The following is a 13,802-nucleotide window of genomic DNA, read 5'->3' on the forward strand; positions in this document are numbered from 1 at the left end:
TCTCTCTTTACGGGATGCCGAGCAATTTGTGGGTCTGCAGACTCAGGCGCCACTGGGGATGTGCGAGACAATAGGCGATCGCCGCCTGGACATTTGCATCTCTCTTTGCTCCGTCCATGGCCTGCAGAAAGAAATGACTGAATGCGAGCCCCGAGAAGACCTCAGGGTCAAGTCCGTCTTGGGGATAGACAAGCTTCAACTCGTCACCGCCGACGAGCGTGAGCGGCGCGCCGGCCTTCGGACTTACACAAACCCAGTCCAGCGACGAAGGCAGCTGCAACGTGCCATTGGTCTCGAGAGCTATCTCAAATCCCTGTCGGCGCACGGCTTCCACCAACGCTGCATCCAACTGCAGCAGCGGTTCGCCGCCCGTAAACACGACATACCGGTGAAGCTCTCCGGGCCCCCACGTATTCGCAATCGCACGTGCCAACTCTTCCGCATCGACGAACCGGCCGCCGCCAAGGCCATCCATACCGACAAAATCGGTATCGCAAAATCGGCAGACCGCAGATGCTCGGTCTCGTTCACGTCCCGACCACAGATTGCATCCAGCGAATCGGCAGAATACGGCTGCGCGCCCCGTTCTCGCTCCCTCCCCTTGGAGGGTCATGAACATCTCTTTGATAGCGTATGTCATGGCACTAACCGGTCGTCTCGATCAGACCGATGACATTGGTTGGAGAGCTCCTGCGTATTTTTACGTCGGAACGAACAATGCCGATGAGGTACTGCGCGAGAGTAACGATGTCGCGGTTGACATTCTGAATTGCCTTCCAATGTCGTCGATCTCCGCCGCCGAAGTCCCATTCGCCGGATGTCCAAGCGGTTTTCCCCACCAAACATCGGAGACCTTTCGAGAAGTCTTCCCCAGTTCGTGCACCGTCCAAAAGCGCCAACACCTCCATTACATAGCCCATCGCCATAATGCCTGCGCCATGGATCAGGCGGGAGGATTTGGGTGCGTGCCCACGCCATTCGTCCCGGAAGACGGCCTGCACGGCGCGGTAAAACTCGCTGATCAGATCGAAACACTGATCATGCCCGTTCTTTCGACTTAAAAGTTCGCGCATCACACCATCGCTAGCCGAATTGATAACCACGCGCTGGATTGCCGTATCGCGAATTATTCCGTCGGGATTCGTATGCTGATGTATCAACCCGCGCAGAGAGGATCGCTCGTCATAGTTCAACCGAGCAGCGAGGTCCGCGGCCAAAGAACGATCGCTAAGGCGACGCGGCAAACCCTCGACCGTCGGCAGCAGTTCATAAATCAGCGACTTCGGGAGCGGGCGAGTATTGTTGATAAGCACGAACTGCCGGCGGAGCTCCTCGTCGTCGGCGCAGACGACGGCCGAGACAAGGACGTGAAAGTCCTTACCTTCAACCTGGGACAACGCAGTCAGGCGCTGTTGACCGTCCACGACCAGTCCGAGCGGGCCATGGTCAATGTCAATCTCAACGGTACAAGGTCCCTCTTCGAGAGGACCGTTGACGGTGATGCCGCTTGTGAAGGCAACGACTATTGGATTCGGGAGGATCGCGTCAGCCTTCTCCAAGTAGTCGCGGATTTCCCTAATATGACCTGCAATTTGTGGACGTTGGAACCCGCGCAACTGCCCAGTGGCGTCCCGCGCCACCCGGTCGATCGTTGCAAATTGCATTAGTTCGGACGCCCTCGCGGCGAAGGAAAGCACCGTGTGCGTCTCGCTCTGACGTGCTCTGATGGCCGGGTAGGTTAGGACGGTCATTGAATTCGCTCATTGATGGGAAGGCGTGCAACCAACTGCTCGTAAACCCCCAGGTTGTGAATGCCGCGCCGCTTGTTTCGATTGCTGGCTCGAAAGATGATGACTTCAATGGACAGCGCCTGACAGATCGGACAGGCGCAACGCGTCCAGGGCCGATCAGTCAAGGTTCGGCGATATCGCGCTCGTAGTTGGTCAATGGACTGCACGCCCGGCAATTGCTCCAAAGGGGCACCCATTACGGATGGCACCGCGTAGGCGAGTACAGCCTCCAGAACCTCGTCCAGCGCGGCCTCTTCCCGGTCGAAAGCCCGGAGTGCTGCGAGTGCAGTCCGCTCCATCGTGACGAGACGCTCCTGGTTCAGTGCCCCGCGCTTCGCCAATCGCTGGAGCTTGGGGTTCTCCACGGCCTGGGGGACGCGAATAGCAGTATAGTAGGTTAGCTTTCCGTCTGATCCGGGAAGGTAGTAGTTCACCTTCGCGTCCTTAAATGCCCGGATCAGCGGCGACGTGGTATCGAAGCTGGTGACCCCGAACGGCACGAACGTTTCGATCTCATCGGCCTTGGCGAAACCTAAGATATGCAAGCGCACGGTAGCAGGGATTGCTTCTCGAATTTCGCGCAGGCATGCCTTGATCTGAGCTGACTTAAGAGGAACGGTTCCCCCCACCGCCAGATAGTCATAACCCATCGCCACGAGGCGACGGGCAGCATCTGCCATACTGCCGGGCGACCACCCTTGGATCACCCCGAGCGCGGTAAACCGATTGGAAATCTGTCGCGTCGCTCGAAGAAAGGCTTCGGCATTCTCTAAGGTAATGTCGAGCCGTCTCCGCGCCTCCTCAGTCCCGCCGGACGTGCCGACAAGGTCCTGGTCGAAATCGAAGATGATGTGATCGACCGAGCAGCCATGCGTAAATCTTCCATCATCGTAAAATTCAGCAGTGTCCTCTGGCGTGTAAGGTGGCAACTCTTCCTTGTGATAGGTGAAGGCGCCGCAATCACCAAAAATCGGCAAATGAGCGAATTCAGGCGTGTCCAATCGAAGGAACGTTCGCGCGCCTACCCGACGGAAACGCATGGCCTGCGCCTCGGTGTATTTCCCGCCAACCGCAGCTCCACCGACGATGCCGCGTGAAACCAATACCCCGTCGTAAGGGGCATATCCCATGATCTCGTGCGGATAAACATCGTCCCAATACGGTGTGCGGCCTGCAGCATAGCGATCGCGGATGAAGTCATATCGCGGATCGACGTGGTCGAGGCTGTCTGCAAAGATGAATTTCATCGCGACGGCCGGGACAGCTCTCGATCCTTTCGGATCAGGTAATCCGCGAGCTTCGCGATGTGTTGCGGCGTGCCTTGCACCTCATTCCAGCGCCAACCAAGCTCTTCCCAAACCCCCTCTGTCCAGCAACAGTATGGCGCCAGCCGGCGCAGCGACTCGCGGACCTCCACCTCAGGCGTTGCCGAACTGTCGGCGCGCAACATGATGGGGTCCATTAAGGCCCCCATCACCCGTATGCCGGCAGAGTGCATAAGCCGGCTCTCAGTTGACGGTCGCCCCCAGGCTTCCGGGAAAATTTCGCGAACAGCCGTCCAATAGAGGACTAACGCGTTAAACATCGCATCCGGCTCGCTATCTTCGCCACCGCGTTTGTATGGGCTGAGTGCGCCCATGGGCGGCTTTAGGTTCTGCTTTATGGCGTCGACTATTGCTGTGTCAGTCACGACCGCGGCTGTGCCTTCAAGGTCCGAAGGGCGCTTGATCAGGCGAAGGAAAGGCGACTTCTGCTGCCTGTTCAATAGATTGCAAAGTTCACTCGGGAGCTTGTTCGCGGCGAGATCTCGAGGCAACAGCGTCCCAACTTCAGGGAGCAGTTCGTTAATTAGACGCGGATCGAGCGGTTTAACCTTGTTGACGAGAATGAATTGTTCGCGATGCAATTGAACGTCCCTCGATACAAATCCAACAACAGGCACGGGGATGCGGCTATTCTTAGCTTGCGCCAGCGCCAGTGAGCGTTGCTGCCCATCGACGATCCAAGCCGCACGATCGCCTTCCTCTCGGACCGGGATCGACAGGGTGCCGGTGTTGGCGAGTTCGATCAGACCCTTCGGCTTCGGTCCGCGAGACGGCTCGAATTCTACGTCAAGCGATAGTGCAAGAGTGATCGCGTTGGGAAACAAGACGGGGCCACCACTGTCGAGGAACTCGACAATCTCTTTGACGTGAGCGCGGATCTCTTTGCGTTGGAAGCCCTTCAACTCGTTCTCATCGCGGCGGATGCGGCTAATGTCTGCCACGCGCGACAAATCTGATCCGTACAGGAAGAAGGCGTACACATCGATACCCTCGCCCTGCTGAGTCTTTACGGCGCGCACCACGAGCGACTCTACGCGGTCCATCATGGTGCCTCCTGCTCACTCTTAACCTCGGCGACCAATCGAGCGAACCGCCCCTGCTCGCAGGCGATACCGACTTCGTCGCGCAACAGTCGAAGCAGCCGCGTGGATTGTCCGCGAGTGCTGGCCCAGTGAAGACGTAGCAGCATCGCAATCTCTTTGTCCGACACTCGCGCTCGAAGTGGCCGCGGTCGCGGCAGACTTCCAGCGAGCCGCCGCTCTACATCCGCCTGGTGTTCGAATGCGGAACCATACGGTCGTGCCTTCAGCACCACCTCGATAAAGTGGCGCGCAGCCCGAGAGGCAAAGTCTGCGCGCGTTCCTGGGTTCGGACTGTTACGGCCATCGAACCGATCGTCATAGGGCATTTGGGCGGCAGCTATATCGTCAGAAACGCCGCTTACATCAGAACCGCTAATGATCCGGATCCGGGGCTTGAGCGCACTGGGGAGTGCGGTCAGATCATCCGCTATCATCGTCAGATATGCCCTGGGCAACGCTATCACGACCAGCCCTGTTTCGGCGCGAAGGCGGTCAAACAGCGAGCGTCGCCCCTCAACTAAATGCATCCACCAAGCTTTGGCGCTTGCGCGTGGATCCGACTTTGCAGTGACATCGTCAGGCGAACCCGCCGTGATGGTTAAGTTATAGGACGGCAGTAAGTCGTCGCCGTCGACGACGCCCAACCCGGCCGATACAATCACGGGCGCCGCCCCGATCACACGGGCTGCCTGCATGGCTTCCTGAAAGCCTCGTCCGCAATAGAGCCGCGAAGCAGGCGCCATTGGAGCGGCACTCCGGACACGCCGAAGCCACTCGTTGCTCACTTCCCTTATCCGTCCCGGCCTAAGGTCGCGCGCGCAAAGCTGAGCGAGCGGGGCAATCCGCTTCCGCAGCGTGCAGGCGGTCACAATAAGGGTCATTAGATTGCGGTACCAAGTTGCTGGACGACGTCTGACTCGCCTTATTGCGACCCCGCTCGCCAAGCCGTATTAATAACTGCGGAATCTACATCGACGCAAGTAGAGAAACTGCACCGGTTAAAAAAAGGCTTCCACAGTATCCAGGTGCACGATCGCTGGCGGGCCAGGCAGTGCGCTGGAACGGCCCCTGGCTCTGTTCACTTGCTATGCTAGAAATGTGCATATATTGTGCGTATGAGAGAGGTCGGAGATTTGTCATGACCCAGGCACAGCTCGCACATTCCACTGTGATCTCAGGCTTTGTCGACAGCCTGCAGGAGCCGCGCACACCTTATATCTCACCGAAGCGCCTGTCGCAGGCGCTTGGCGTGAAGGTGGCCAACCTGGCGCAATTGACTGGCGTCCACCGCAACACGCTCCGCAACCCGTCATCGGAGCGCCTGCAGGGCCGGCTGCGCGAGATGGTCAAGGTGATCTCGGCGGCGACGGAGCTCACCGGCGACGTCGACAAGGCAATCTACTGGTATCGCAATGAGCCGATCGCCGACTATGGCCATCGCACCGCGGCCGAACTCGTCGCCGACGGCCAAGTCGAAGCAGTCCTGGCCTTCATCCGGGATCTCGAGAACGGGGCGCGCGGGTGAAGGTCACCCGCGTCGGGCCGGACGAGATCTTCCATCGCTATCTGACACCCAAATGGGCCTTCCTGCCCACCAGCGGTGCAGGCGCAGCGATCGACGGCGGTCGTTTCAACCGGCCAGGCGTCGAAGCGCTTTACTTATCCCTCGCCCCTCAGACAGCGTTGGAGGAATACAAGCAGGGCGCCAGCATCACCCCGCCGGCCACCCTTGCCGCCTACAAGATCACGCTTTCCGAGGTCGCCGATCTTTCGCAGGGATTCGACCCAAATGCCTGGGATAGTGCCTGGAAGGAATGGGATTGTGCCTGGCGCCAGATCACTCGCATCGACAGGAAGATACCTTCATCGTGGAAGCTGCGGACCTGGTCATCACGACCGGGCTTCGCGGTATCCTGTTTCCGTCGCTGCGCCACGCCGGCGGCACTAATCTGGTGATCTTTCCGGCCAACCTTGTCGAAGGCGATCACGTCGCGGTCCATGATCCAGATCGGCGGCTTCCGCACGGCCAGTCATCCTGGCCGTAAACCTCCGACCGGAGCGTGGCAACGCGCCAATCCATTTAGGCCGTCTCGTCTCCAACGACATCGACCCTTTCTTCTTCCTCTTCGCCGTCCGCTTCCCTGCTTGCCAGCCCAACCGGAATATCGCCGGCCAGCAGCTTTCCTTCGACAGCAGCCCGGCGTCCTCGAGCGCCTCGAAATCCGGCAGCTGGCGTAGCGTATCGAGCCCGAACTGCGACAGAAATGCGTGTTTCGGTAAGTCCCGGACACCCTTTTCCGGTAAGTCCCGGACAGTGATGGAGTGCACCCCTCGACTGAGACAAATAAATAGGGGACAGTTTCTGGATTGCAGGAACTGGAAATGGTTGGAAGAAAGCCGAGATTTAGCGAACAAGAGAAGCTCTCCATGCTCTTGCGGATGCGAAACGGGGAGAACGTCAGCCGATTAGCTGATGAACTGGGTATTCACCGCCAACGCTTATATGCCTGGCGTGAGCAGCTGCGGACGTGTGGCAATCTAATGCCGAGCCGCCCGGGGCGCCCAAAGAAGCGGCCTCCCGAGGCACCGCCAGATCGGCAAGCCTTGGCGGCAGGTTTTGCACTGTCGGCTGAACAGCGTCGTGCCGATGCATTGGCGAAAGCCCGCCGCCGCATTGTCGAACTTGAACGCAAGATTGGGCAGCAACAGGTTGAACTTGATTTTTTTCAAGAAGCCTTGCGGCATGTCAGGGGCAATCAACAGCAGAAAGACGCACCTGGCGGTGCAGCGTCTTCGAGGTCATTCAAAAAATGACAGCCCATGTGCCGCAAGGGTCTCCAGGAATTGAACAGATGTGCCGTCTCGCCGGCGTCAGCAGGGCTGGATACTACCGGCACTGGCGGCAGTCGGCGCCGCGGCAGGAAGAAACTGGTCTGCGAGATGTCATTCAAAGGCTGGCCTTGGCCAACCGGCACTATGGCTATCGCCGGATCGGCGCCCTTCTTGGCCGCGAGGGTTGGCAGGTAAATCACAAACGTGTGTTGCGGGTAATGGGGGAGGATAATCTCTTATGCTTGCGCACTCGGCCATTCGTGCCGCGCACTACAGATTCCCGGCACAGCTGGCGGGTGGTGCCGAACCTTGCCCGAGGCATGGAACTGACAGGCGTCAACCAGCTTTGGGTCGCCGACATCACGTATTTGCACCTTGCCGAGCAGTTCGCCTATCTGGCGGTTGTGCTCGATGCATTCAGTCGCAAGGTCATCGGATGGGCGCTCGAACTACACTTGCGGGCCAGCCTTGCTGTCGATGCCCTAAAAATGGCGATCTCCGCACGTGTTCCGGTTCCCGGCAGTTTGATCCATCATTCCGACAGGGGAGCGGCAGGGGCCGCTGCCAGCCCAGGCGTTGCGCCAGTACCAGGTCGGCCAGCCACAGGCAAAAAGCTCGGAGTCGGGGCGCATGGCGACGACTTCAGCGGCGATCGCTGCGGCGTCGAACGGCGCCGACCGATGGGATACCACGAGTTTCTCGATCTGCGTGCACAGGTCGGCGAGCGCGTCGCCGTCCCAATGGAGGCCAAGCTGGTCGAGTATCTTCTCGAGCCGGTCGGGCGAAGCGGCGGGCGGCTGCCCGGCCAACTGCCGCCAGGCGCCAAAGACGGCGCCGGCGGGACCGGGATCAGAACCTGGGGGACGCAAATGCCAGGCATCGCGCAAGCCCGCCGCGTCCTCGGCCCGGCCGGCGAGCCGCATGCTGGCGGCGGCACAGCGGAGCGCCAGCCGCTGCCGCCAAGCCCCGGCCCAGAAAGGCTGCGCGCGCGCGAGCGTATCGAGGGCACCCAGGGCGGCGCCGGCCCGGAAGGCGGCGTCGCCGTCGCTCGGCGCGCCGGCGGTTGTGATCGCCCAAGCCGGAACGGAGGGCGGCGGCGGCGACACTGCCTCCGACTGCGTCGGTACCGCCTTCCGCCAGGGCGCGGTGCGCGTCACCCAGCTCGACATCCGGCCGCAGCCGCCGGAAAAGGAAGACAAGCTGTCGGTCTGGCCCTATTGGGCGACCAAGATGCGCACGTCATCCTCGCAGGCCGAAGGCGCCGAGCGCGAATTCCAGGTGGCGACGCTTGAATTCATCGGCGAGGACGGCCAGTTGACCGGGGTCAAATGCTGCGAGGTCGACGAAAAGCGCAAGCCGATCGCCGGCACCGAATTCGTCATCCGCGCCGATCTCGCGTTCATCGCCATCGGCTTTGCCGGGCCAGCCGCTCGCGGGCCGGTGTCGGAACTGGCCGGCCAGATGAAGATCGCCATTGACAGCCGCCGCTCGAAGAATGTCGAGGCCAATGACCGGGACTACAGGACCAGCGTCGAAAAGCTCTATGCCGCGGGCGACGTGCGGCGCGGCCCTCGCTGGTCGTCTGGGCGATCCGCGAGGGCCGCCAGGCGGCGCGCGCCATCGATGAGGCGCTGATGGGATCGAGCGTGCTGCCGCGCTGAGTCCGTCTCGAGACCCTACTTGTGCGGCCACCTGAAGGCGCTTTCCGCCCTTCCGCTGCCCCGGGCAGCTTACGGACTGATCGCCGTGGTCGTTTCGGTGGCCCCGGCCGCAGGCTGCCGCCTTGGCGGCCAAGAAAAATCGTCGGCGCGGCCGGGCGAAGCAGCGGGCGCCTTGCCCTCGACGACGAATTTTTCACCGGGCCCGTCCGGCTTGGCCGGCGCTGCGGCACCGAGAATTTCCGAACCGCCGTCGAGTGCCGGTGATTGCGAGTCGGCGTCGGTAGCCGGGTCGGCGGCCTCAGTCTTTTCGTTCGAGGGTGGACTACGCTACTGGCCCAGTACCGGCAAAGCATCGAAGGAACTTTATAATCATAAAGGTACGTCACTGGTCTCGCGGGCTCACCTATGACGATCTAGACGCGCATTCGAGTGAAGTCTTCTTCAACGCGATCCACAATCCGACTGGCATTTTCGTAAAGGCCTCCTCGGTGCGGGCGGCATCAGGGAGGGTTTTCTCATGACGAGGACTTCTTACGGAAATGGGGGGCTACTCAAACACATTCAGTGATCAGCGCGGGGGCGGCGTCAGCTATTTCACCGCCGATCTTGGATATAATTTCTTGAACTCGCCGCGCTACCGCATCGGTGCTTTTGTTGGCAACAATTTCTGGCACGAGAGCTACGACGCTTTCGGTTGCACGCAGCAGGCGACCAACTGGGGAACCTGTGTGCCAACCGTCCCGACCTACGTCAACCTCATCAGCCAGGACAACGATTGGCATTCGCTGCGACTCGGCTTGGCCGGGCAGACGCAACTCACCGAGCGACTCAGCCTTTCTGGTGACGTGGCGTTCCTCTTCACGCGGCTCGACGGCAAAGATCAGCACCACATGCGCCCCAAGATCAAGCTAATTCCCGAAGACGGCGATGGGCATGGCGTCCAGCTCGAGGCGGTGTTGGGCCGTGGCGAATAACGGCACCGCTCATTTCGAAGAGGCAATGGGCGGTCGTGGTTCCCCGCAGGCCGACGATTGGAAGGCAAAGCGCTACGGCGTGTTCGTGCAGGCTAGCATCAAGTTCAACTGAGAGAGCAAGAACCGAGGAGAGCGGCGATGCCACTCCAGCTCATTACGATCATTGGATCAACAGAAGGAAGTTTTCCGAAGAGTTCTGCAGGCGTGCGCAAAGTCGCCAGACAAAGTTCTCTCGGTCCATAGTGTACGTGCCGTCACGCCCGTTCTCGACATGGTTGAATGATACGTCCCGCGCGATCGATCAAAGTCGCTTTTCATTGGTTTTCCGGAAATCGCGGGGAGCACAGCGTGCTGTGACCCTCGGCTGCTGGTTTTCTGTCAACGCGCAGATGAGGGAGAATGAGCGTACAGCAAAAATCATCAGTGCTGTCGCTTTCGCCAAAGCCCGCCGCAGCTAAACGGGGCCCCACGCCCGGTAGCGCCCCCTGCCGGTCACCTCACGGATGCCGAGTTCGGCACCAGCCCGAGCGCAGCGCGCTGGCTAATTTTCAGCTCGGCCGCGACCAGACCTGCCGACACCAGCGGCCGCGCCAATCAGCGCCGGCAGGCTCGAGTTTTTGCGCCGGTTCCTGAGCCGGCGCTCCATCTGGCTTTTGGCCAGCGCCTGGATGATTGCAAGGCTGAAACAGTCGATGGAACGCCCCTCCAGCGAAGCCGAACCGGACGAGGCGCGCGCGCCAGGTCCTTCGGCTGCCATCGGCACGCTGGGTTTAAGTGCTTGGGGTGACACGGCGTGATCTCCGCCGTTGGCGGGAACAGGGCAGTGCAATAGTACTGCCCTGTTCCTTTTGATCAGAGGCCAGTGCGGATTTCTTCGGCAAGCGCCCTCAACGTCGTCTCGACGTCATCGCCGTTTACCATCTTCTGCATCGCCACGGCCCATGCGTTCATGGCTTCGCCGAAGCCGACACGCGGTGTGAAAGCCAGCGCGGCGTGGTCCTGTATCTTTTTGAAGCTGTCAACGAAGTTGTTGAACTCGGGCTGCGAAGCGTACTTAGTCCAGGTGTCGTCCTGCCAGGTCGACGTGCGCGGCGGATTGACGAGCTGGCCGGCAAGGGCACCCTTGAGCGCCACCTGCTTGGAGGTGGCCCACGGGATGAACAGCCAGGCCGTGCCCTTCTTTTCGGAAGCCGCGTTCATGGCGAGAGCCCAGATCCAGATGTCAGAATCCAAGCTCGTGGCGCTCGGTGCGTGCAGCGGCGGAGCGAAGGCGATCTTGCCGGATGCCGGCTTCCCCGCAACATCGTTCCAGAAGCCGAACATATTTGAGTCGATCGTCATCGCGGTGCGGCCGGACGAGATGCCGTCCACGACCTGGTACCAGTTATCATTGGCGAAGGAAGGAGCCGCGCACTTCTTGATCATGTCCACGTAATGTAGTCGTATCCAGCATCGGTAAGCTTCGGATCGCTCAGGTATTTGTCCAGCGGCTCCAGGGCGCCACTCGGAGCGAGGTCCTACGCGGGCTGAATGCCAGTGCCGAACACATCCCATGCTGGCGACTTCGTCGTCAGTTGGATCGTCATCTTGTTCCAGTAAGAATCGTCTGGGTAGAGTTCCGGCGTGACCTTGATGCCGGGTCAGCTTCTCGAACTCCGGAAGTTGCGCAGCGAGAGCATCCGCATAGGGGTGGATGTCGTAGGCCCAAGTTATGCTGGTCCCTTCGAATTGACGCCAGTTCACGGTATCGGCAGCGGCCGAATTAGTGAGCGATGCCGAGACGGCAAAAAACGCCAAGTCAAAAGCAAGCTGTTTGCGTAGCGACGCGCACCTGTAACGAGTACGGGGAATGAGCGACCCATGTAATCCTCCCTGGGGCATTTTGCCAATTTTTGGGTCCACTCCTCCATCCCGAGTTCGCCCATAGCCACAATAAGCGGTTTCCAACGACCTCGCTCTGAATGCACCAGGCCAACTGGGTAAAAACGGGTAACCGGCACTTAAAGGCGTTGTAGTATCGCCACCAGAAATACTGCTCCGTGGTGCTGGCCTTTGCCTGGGGGCGCAACACGGCAACTACCCGCTCAAAACGGTTGGTCCTCTACCTCTTATTCACCGTCGCTTTCCTCGCGGCCTAACCCGGCCGGAATATCCGTTGCCAGAAAAAGGCCTCGCGGCCGGTTCGAGGCGCATCCCTCCTCCGAAGCAGCACGCTCAAGTATCGTCACAAGCCGCGAGCGCTTCGCGTTCGGCGATGTCCAAATTCCGACAATGTCGGATACAGTCAGATCTACTGGATTGCGTTTGAATGGTTTTCTCATTTGGCACAGTACATGCGGGTCATCCGCAAAACACGTGACCGACCAACAAGAATTCGCATGATCACCTTACCACAACATACAGCCGCCGCGGAACAATCACTTGGCCCCTTATCGCCCGCCCCGGCACCACAACCGGAGTCATCGATGTTCTGACAGGCTGCCCAAGGATACCTGCTGCAACAGGGCTTGCCCTGGTGACGACCACTCCGGCTCCGCCGGTTACCGACGAGGGCAAAGTGACGGATTTCCTGCTTTTCAACGGCATGGAGGTGGCTGTCATTCCCGACCACCGCGCCGGTCGTCACCCATATGGTCTGGTGCAGGATCGGCAGCGCGGATGAGCCGCCGGGGATATCTGCATGTCTTCGAGCATCTGATGCTCAAGGCGCCTCATGACGAGCACGGCTCCGTCGCCTGGAGAGATTGAACCCAAAGGGAGATTCAGATGTCTGAAGCGAATCAGGAAAAGTTGGACGCATTCTTGGGGAAAATGGTCGGCGATCTCGGTGCGATCGCAACGGGCGCGGGAGTCCTGCTGGGGGACAGACTCGGCCTGTTCAAGGCATTGCGCGAAGGCGGCAAGATGACGGCCGCCGAACTTTCGACACGCACCGGCACCCAGGAACGCCTCGTAAGGGAATGGCTTTCCGGGCAGGCGGCGGCGGGCTACGTCGACTACGACGAAGCGAGCGACAAATTCTATCTCAACGCCGAGCAAGAGCTGGTGTTCGCCGATGAAGACAGCCCGGCCTTCATGGCAGGCGCATTCGAGTTCCTGTCCGCGCTGTGGCTCGATGAAGAAAAGGTGAGGCAGGCATTCCAGTCCGGCAATGGCGTCGGGTGGCACGATCATAGCGCGTGTCTGTTTCGCGGTACGGAACGGTTCTTCCGTCCAGGCTACAATGCCAATCTGATCGACTCCTGGCTGCCGGCCTTGGAGGGCGTCGTCGAGAAGCTCGAACGCGGCGTGGACGTCGCGGATGTTGGATGCGGTCATGGTGCATCGACCGTGCTCATGGCACAGGCCTTCCCCAATTCGCGCTTCGTCGGCTTCGACTATCATGCCCCTTCGATTGAGCGCGCCCGCAAGGCGGCCGAGGTAGCCGGCGTCGGCGTCAACACGCGGTTCGACGTCGCGGCCGCCAAGAGCTATCCCGGAACCTACGACCTCGTCACATTCTTCGATTGCCTTCACGACATGGGCGACCCGACGGGCGCCGCCACCCATGTCCACGGATCGCTCAAGCCGGATGGCACGTGGATGATCGTCGAGCCGTTCGCGCATGATCATCTGGCGGCGAACCTCAATCCCGTCGGACGCGTTTACTATGCCGCTTCCACGTTCGTGTGCACGCCCGCGTCCGTGTCGCAGGAAGTCGGGCTCGCGCTTGGAGCCCAGGCCGGTGAGGCGAGGCTGCGCAAGGTGGTGACCGGCGGCGGCTTCAAGCGATTGCGTCGCGCCGCGGAGACACCGTTCAACATGGTGCTGGAGGCCCGCCATTAGCGTGGCCGTCGCCAGAAATTGCAGCTCATCGCATTTGATGAAGATCACCGCCAAAAATCCGGACGCATCGGGCTTTTCAAGGCGTCTGGGTTCACGCAGAGGTCGCTGCCGAGCCGCCTTCTCTAAACCACTGAAGTCGATGTCCGGCGGCAGATTCTTTCCCTCTCTGCGGCCATAAGGCGAGCAGCCTCGCTGTAGGCGTCTTCCCGCCCAGTGCTTTCTCGACCCGCCGCGGTGGGCTGATCGTCTCGGATCGTCATCAAAGCGGTGGACGCCGGTGCGAAGTCTGGGCATGGAGATCGGCACCTCCGAG

At 60.4% G+C, this 13,802-nt stretch carries 14 protein-coding genes and 6 pseudogenes; 10 read left to right on the top strand and 10 right to left on the bottom strand.

What is annotated here, in order from left to right; translation table 11 throughout:
• Nucleotides 1-7: 7 nt before the first annotated feature.
• The 5 genes from queE to RPG13_RS00565 are packed head-to-tail and all read right to left on the bottom strand — an operon-like array spanning nt 8 to nt 4,940.
• A complete protein-coding gene (gene queE, locus RPG13_RS00545; protein ID WP_337124187.1) occupies nt 8-640 on the bottom strand; it encodes a 7-carboxy-7-deazaguanine synthase in 633 nt (210 codons plus the stop codon).
• A gap of 4 nt (nt 641-644) precedes the next feature.
• On the bottom strand, nt 645-1,751 hold the full coding sequence (gene dbpB / locus RPG13_RS00550) for a DGQHR domain-containing protein DpdB (RefSeq protein ID WP_337124188.1): 1,107 nt from the start codon (nt 1,749-1,751) through the stop codon (nt 645-647).
• Nucleotides 1,748-3,037: a tRNA-guanine transglycosylase DpdA gene (gene dpdA, locus RPG13_RS00555; RefSeq protein ID WP_337124189.1), complete on the bottom strand. Its 1,290-nt coding sequence runs from the start codon at nt 3,035-3,037 to the stop codon at nt 1,748-1,750. Before dpdA ends, dbpB (RPG13_RS00550) begins: the two co-directional genes overlap by 4 nt.
• Nucleotides 3,034-4,161, bottom strand: coding sequence for a DGQHR domain-containing protein DpdB (gene dbpB, locus RPG13_RS00560; RefSeq protein ID WP_206523286.1), 1,128 nt, complete (start codon nt 4,159-4,161; stop codon nt 3,034-3,036). Before dbpB (RPG13_RS00560) ends, dpdA begins: the two co-directional genes overlap by 4 nt.
• Nucleotides 4,158-4,940, bottom strand: coding sequence for a hypothetical protein (locus tag RPG13_RS00565; RefSeq protein ID WP_128177694.1), 783 nt, complete (start codon nt 4,938-4,940; stop codon nt 4,158-4,160). The genes dbpB (RPG13_RS00560) and RPG13_RS00565 overlap by 4 nt, the downstream gene beginning before the upstream one ends.
• A gap of 395 nt (nt 4,941-5,335) precedes the next feature.
• On the opposite strand from RPG13_RS00565, the gene RPG13_RS00570 reads away from it, so the two are divergent.
• The 3 genes from RPG13_RS00570 to RPG13_RS00580 are packed head-to-tail and all read left to right on the top strand — an operon-like array spanning nt 5,336 to nt 6,242.
• Complete coding sequence (locus RPG13_RS00570) at nt 5,336-5,722, top strand: hypothetical protein (RefSeq protein ID WP_127209555.1); 387 nt, start codon at nt 5,336-5,338, stop codon at nt 5,720-5,722.
• Nucleotides 5,719-6,153, top strand: a complete 435-nt coding sequence (locus RPG13_RS00575; protein WP_337124190.1) for an RES family NAD+ phosphorylase — start codon at nt 5,719-5,721, stop codon at nt 6,151-6,153. The genes RPG13_RS00570 and RPG13_RS00575 overlap by 4 nt, the downstream gene beginning before the upstream one ends.
• On the top strand, nt 6,123-6,242 hold the full coding sequence (locus tag RPG13_RS00580; RefSeq protein ID WP_337126969.1) for a hypothetical protein: 120 nt from the start codon (nt 6,123-6,125) through the stop codon (nt 6,240-6,242). Before RPG13_RS00575 ends, RPG13_RS00580 begins: the two co-directional genes overlap by 31 nt.
• Nucleotides 6,243-6,277: 35 nt before the next feature.
• Here the strand turns inward: RPG13_RS00580 and RPG13_RS00585 are convergent.
• A pseudogene (locus tag RPG13_RS00585) lies at nt 6,278-6,462 on the bottom strand (SMC-Scp complex subunit ScpB); the annotation flags it as partial.
• Nucleotides 6,463-6,564: 102 nt separating this feature from the next.
• On the opposite strand from RPG13_RS00585, the gene RPG13_RS00590 reads away from it, so the two are divergent.
• Together RPG13_RS00590 and RPG13_RS34880 are read left to right on the top strand one after the other, a co-directional pair.
• A complete protein-coding gene (locus RPG13_RS00590) occupies nt 6,565-7,011 on the top strand; it encodes a transposase (protein ID WP_246684479.1) in 447 nt (148 codons plus the stop codon).
• A gap of 38 nt (nt 7,012-7,049) precedes the next feature.
• Nucleotides 7,050-7,529 (top strand): annotated as a pseudogene (locus RPG13_RS34880) (IS3 family transposase); the annotation flags it as partial.
• Here the strand turns inward: RPG13_RS34880 and RPG13_RS00595 are convergent.
• Nucleotides 7,512-8,198, bottom strand: coding sequence for a DUF1403 family protein (locus RPG13_RS00595; RefSeq protein ID WP_337124191.1), 687 nt, complete (start codon nt 8,196-8,198; stop codon nt 7,512-7,514). The pseudogene RPG13_RS34880 and the gene RPG13_RS00595 sit on opposite strands and share 18 nt — an antisense overlap.
• Between RPG13_RS00595 and RPG13_RS00600 the strand changes: the two are divergent.
• Nucleotides 8,122-8,690: pseudogene (locus RPG13_RS00600) on the top strand (FAD-dependent oxidoreductase); the annotation flags it as partial. The gene RPG13_RS00595 and the pseudogene RPG13_RS00600 overlap by 77 nt on opposite strands.
• 69 nt (nt 8,691-8,759) lie before the next feature.
• Here the strand turns inward: RPG13_RS00600 and RPG13_RS00605 are convergent.
• Nucleotides 8,760-8,951: pseudogene (locus RPG13_RS00605) on the bottom strand (DUF459 domain-containing protein); the annotation flags it as partial.
• A 278-nt stretch (nt 8,952-9,229) separates the two neighbouring features.
• Here RPG13_RS00605 and RPG13_RS00610 point away from each other — a divergent pair.
• Together RPG13_RS00610 and RPG13_RS00615 are read left to right on the top strand one after the other, a co-directional pair.
• Entirely contained in the window at nt 9,230-9,664 is a 435-nt protein-coding gene (locus RPG13_RS00610; RefSeq protein ID WP_337124192.1) for a hypothetical protein, read from the top strand.
• Complete coding sequence (locus tag RPG13_RS00615; RefSeq protein ID WP_280953386.1) at nt 9,654-9,776, top strand: hypothetical protein; 123 nt, start codon at nt 9,654-9,656, stop codon at nt 9,774-9,776. Before RPG13_RS00610 ends, RPG13_RS00615 begins: the two co-directional genes overlap by 11 nt.
• A 342-nt stretch (nt 9,777-10,118) precedes the next feature.
• On the opposite strand, the pseudogene RPG13_RS34885 reads toward RPG13_RS00615, so the two are convergent.
• Together RPG13_RS34885 and RPG13_RS00625 are read right to left on the bottom strand one after the other, a co-directional pair.
• A pseudogene (locus RPG13_RS34885) lies at nt 10,119-10,328 on the bottom strand (helix-turn-helix domain-containing protein); the annotation flags it as partial.
• A 188-nt stretch (nt 10,329-10,516) separates the two neighbouring features.
• Nucleotides 10,517-11,566, bottom strand: coding sequence for an extracellular solute-binding protein (locus RPG13_RS00625; RefSeq protein WP_337124194.1), 1,050 nt, complete (start codon nt 11,564-11,566; stop codon nt 10,517-10,519).
• 586 nt (nt 11,567-12,152) lie between these two features.
• On the opposite strand from RPG13_RS00625, the pseudogene RPG13_RS00630 reads away from it, so the two are divergent.
• Nucleotides 12,153-12,373: pseudogene (locus RPG13_RS00630) on the top strand (insulinase family protein); the annotation flags it as partial.
• A gap of 57 nt (nt 12,374-12,430) precedes the next feature.
• Nucleotides 12,431-13,489: a class I SAM-dependent methyltransferase gene (locus RPG13_RS00635; RefSeq protein WP_337124195.1), complete on the top strand. Its 1,059-nt coding sequence runs from the start codon at nt 12,431-12,433 to the stop codon at nt 13,487-13,489.
• The last annotated feature ends 313 nt before the right edge of the window (nt 13,490-13,802 follow it).

Source organism: Mesorhizobium sp. ISC15, assembly GCF_037162615.1.
Classification (GTDB): domain Bacteria; phylum Pseudomonadota; class Alphaproteobacteria; order Rhizobiales; family Rhizobiaceae; genus Mesorhizobium; species Mesorhizobium mediterraneum.

Coding starts and splice junctions, on each gene's coding strand:
- queE (WP_337124187.1), bottom strand. CDS start 640: ATGACATACGCTATCAAAGAGATGTTCATGACCCTCCAAGGGGAGGGA.
- dbpB (WP_337124188.1), bottom strand. CDS start 1,751: ATGACCGTCCTAACCTACCCGGCCATCAGAGCACGTCAGAGCGAGACG.
- dpdA (WP_337124189.1), bottom strand. CDS start 3,037: ATGAAATTCATCTTTGCAGACAGCCTCGACCACGTCGATCCGCGATAT.
- dbpB (WP_206523286.1), bottom strand. CDS start 4,161: ATGATGGACCGCGTAGAGTCGCTCGTGGTGCGCGCCGTAAAGACTCAG.
- RPG13_RS00565 (WP_128177694.1), bottom strand. CDS start 4,940: ATGGCGCCTGCTTCGCGGCTCTATTGCGGACGAGGCTTTCAGGAAGCC.
- RPG13_RS00570 (WP_127209555.1), top strand. CDS start 5,336: ATGACCCAGGCACAGCTCGCACATTCCACTGTGATCTCAGGCTTTGTC.
- RPG13_RS00595 (WP_337124191.1), bottom strand. CDS start 8,198: ATGTCGAGCTGGGTGACGCGCACCGCGCCCTGGCGGAAGGCGGTACCG.
- RPG13_RS00610 (WP_337124192.1), top strand. CDS start 9,230: ATGGGGGGCTACTCAAACACATTCAGTGATCAGCGCGGGGGCGGCGTC.
- RPG13_RS00635 (WP_337124195.1), top strand. CDS start 12,431: ATGTCTGAAGCGAATCAGGAAAAGTTGGACGCATTCTTGGGGAAAATG.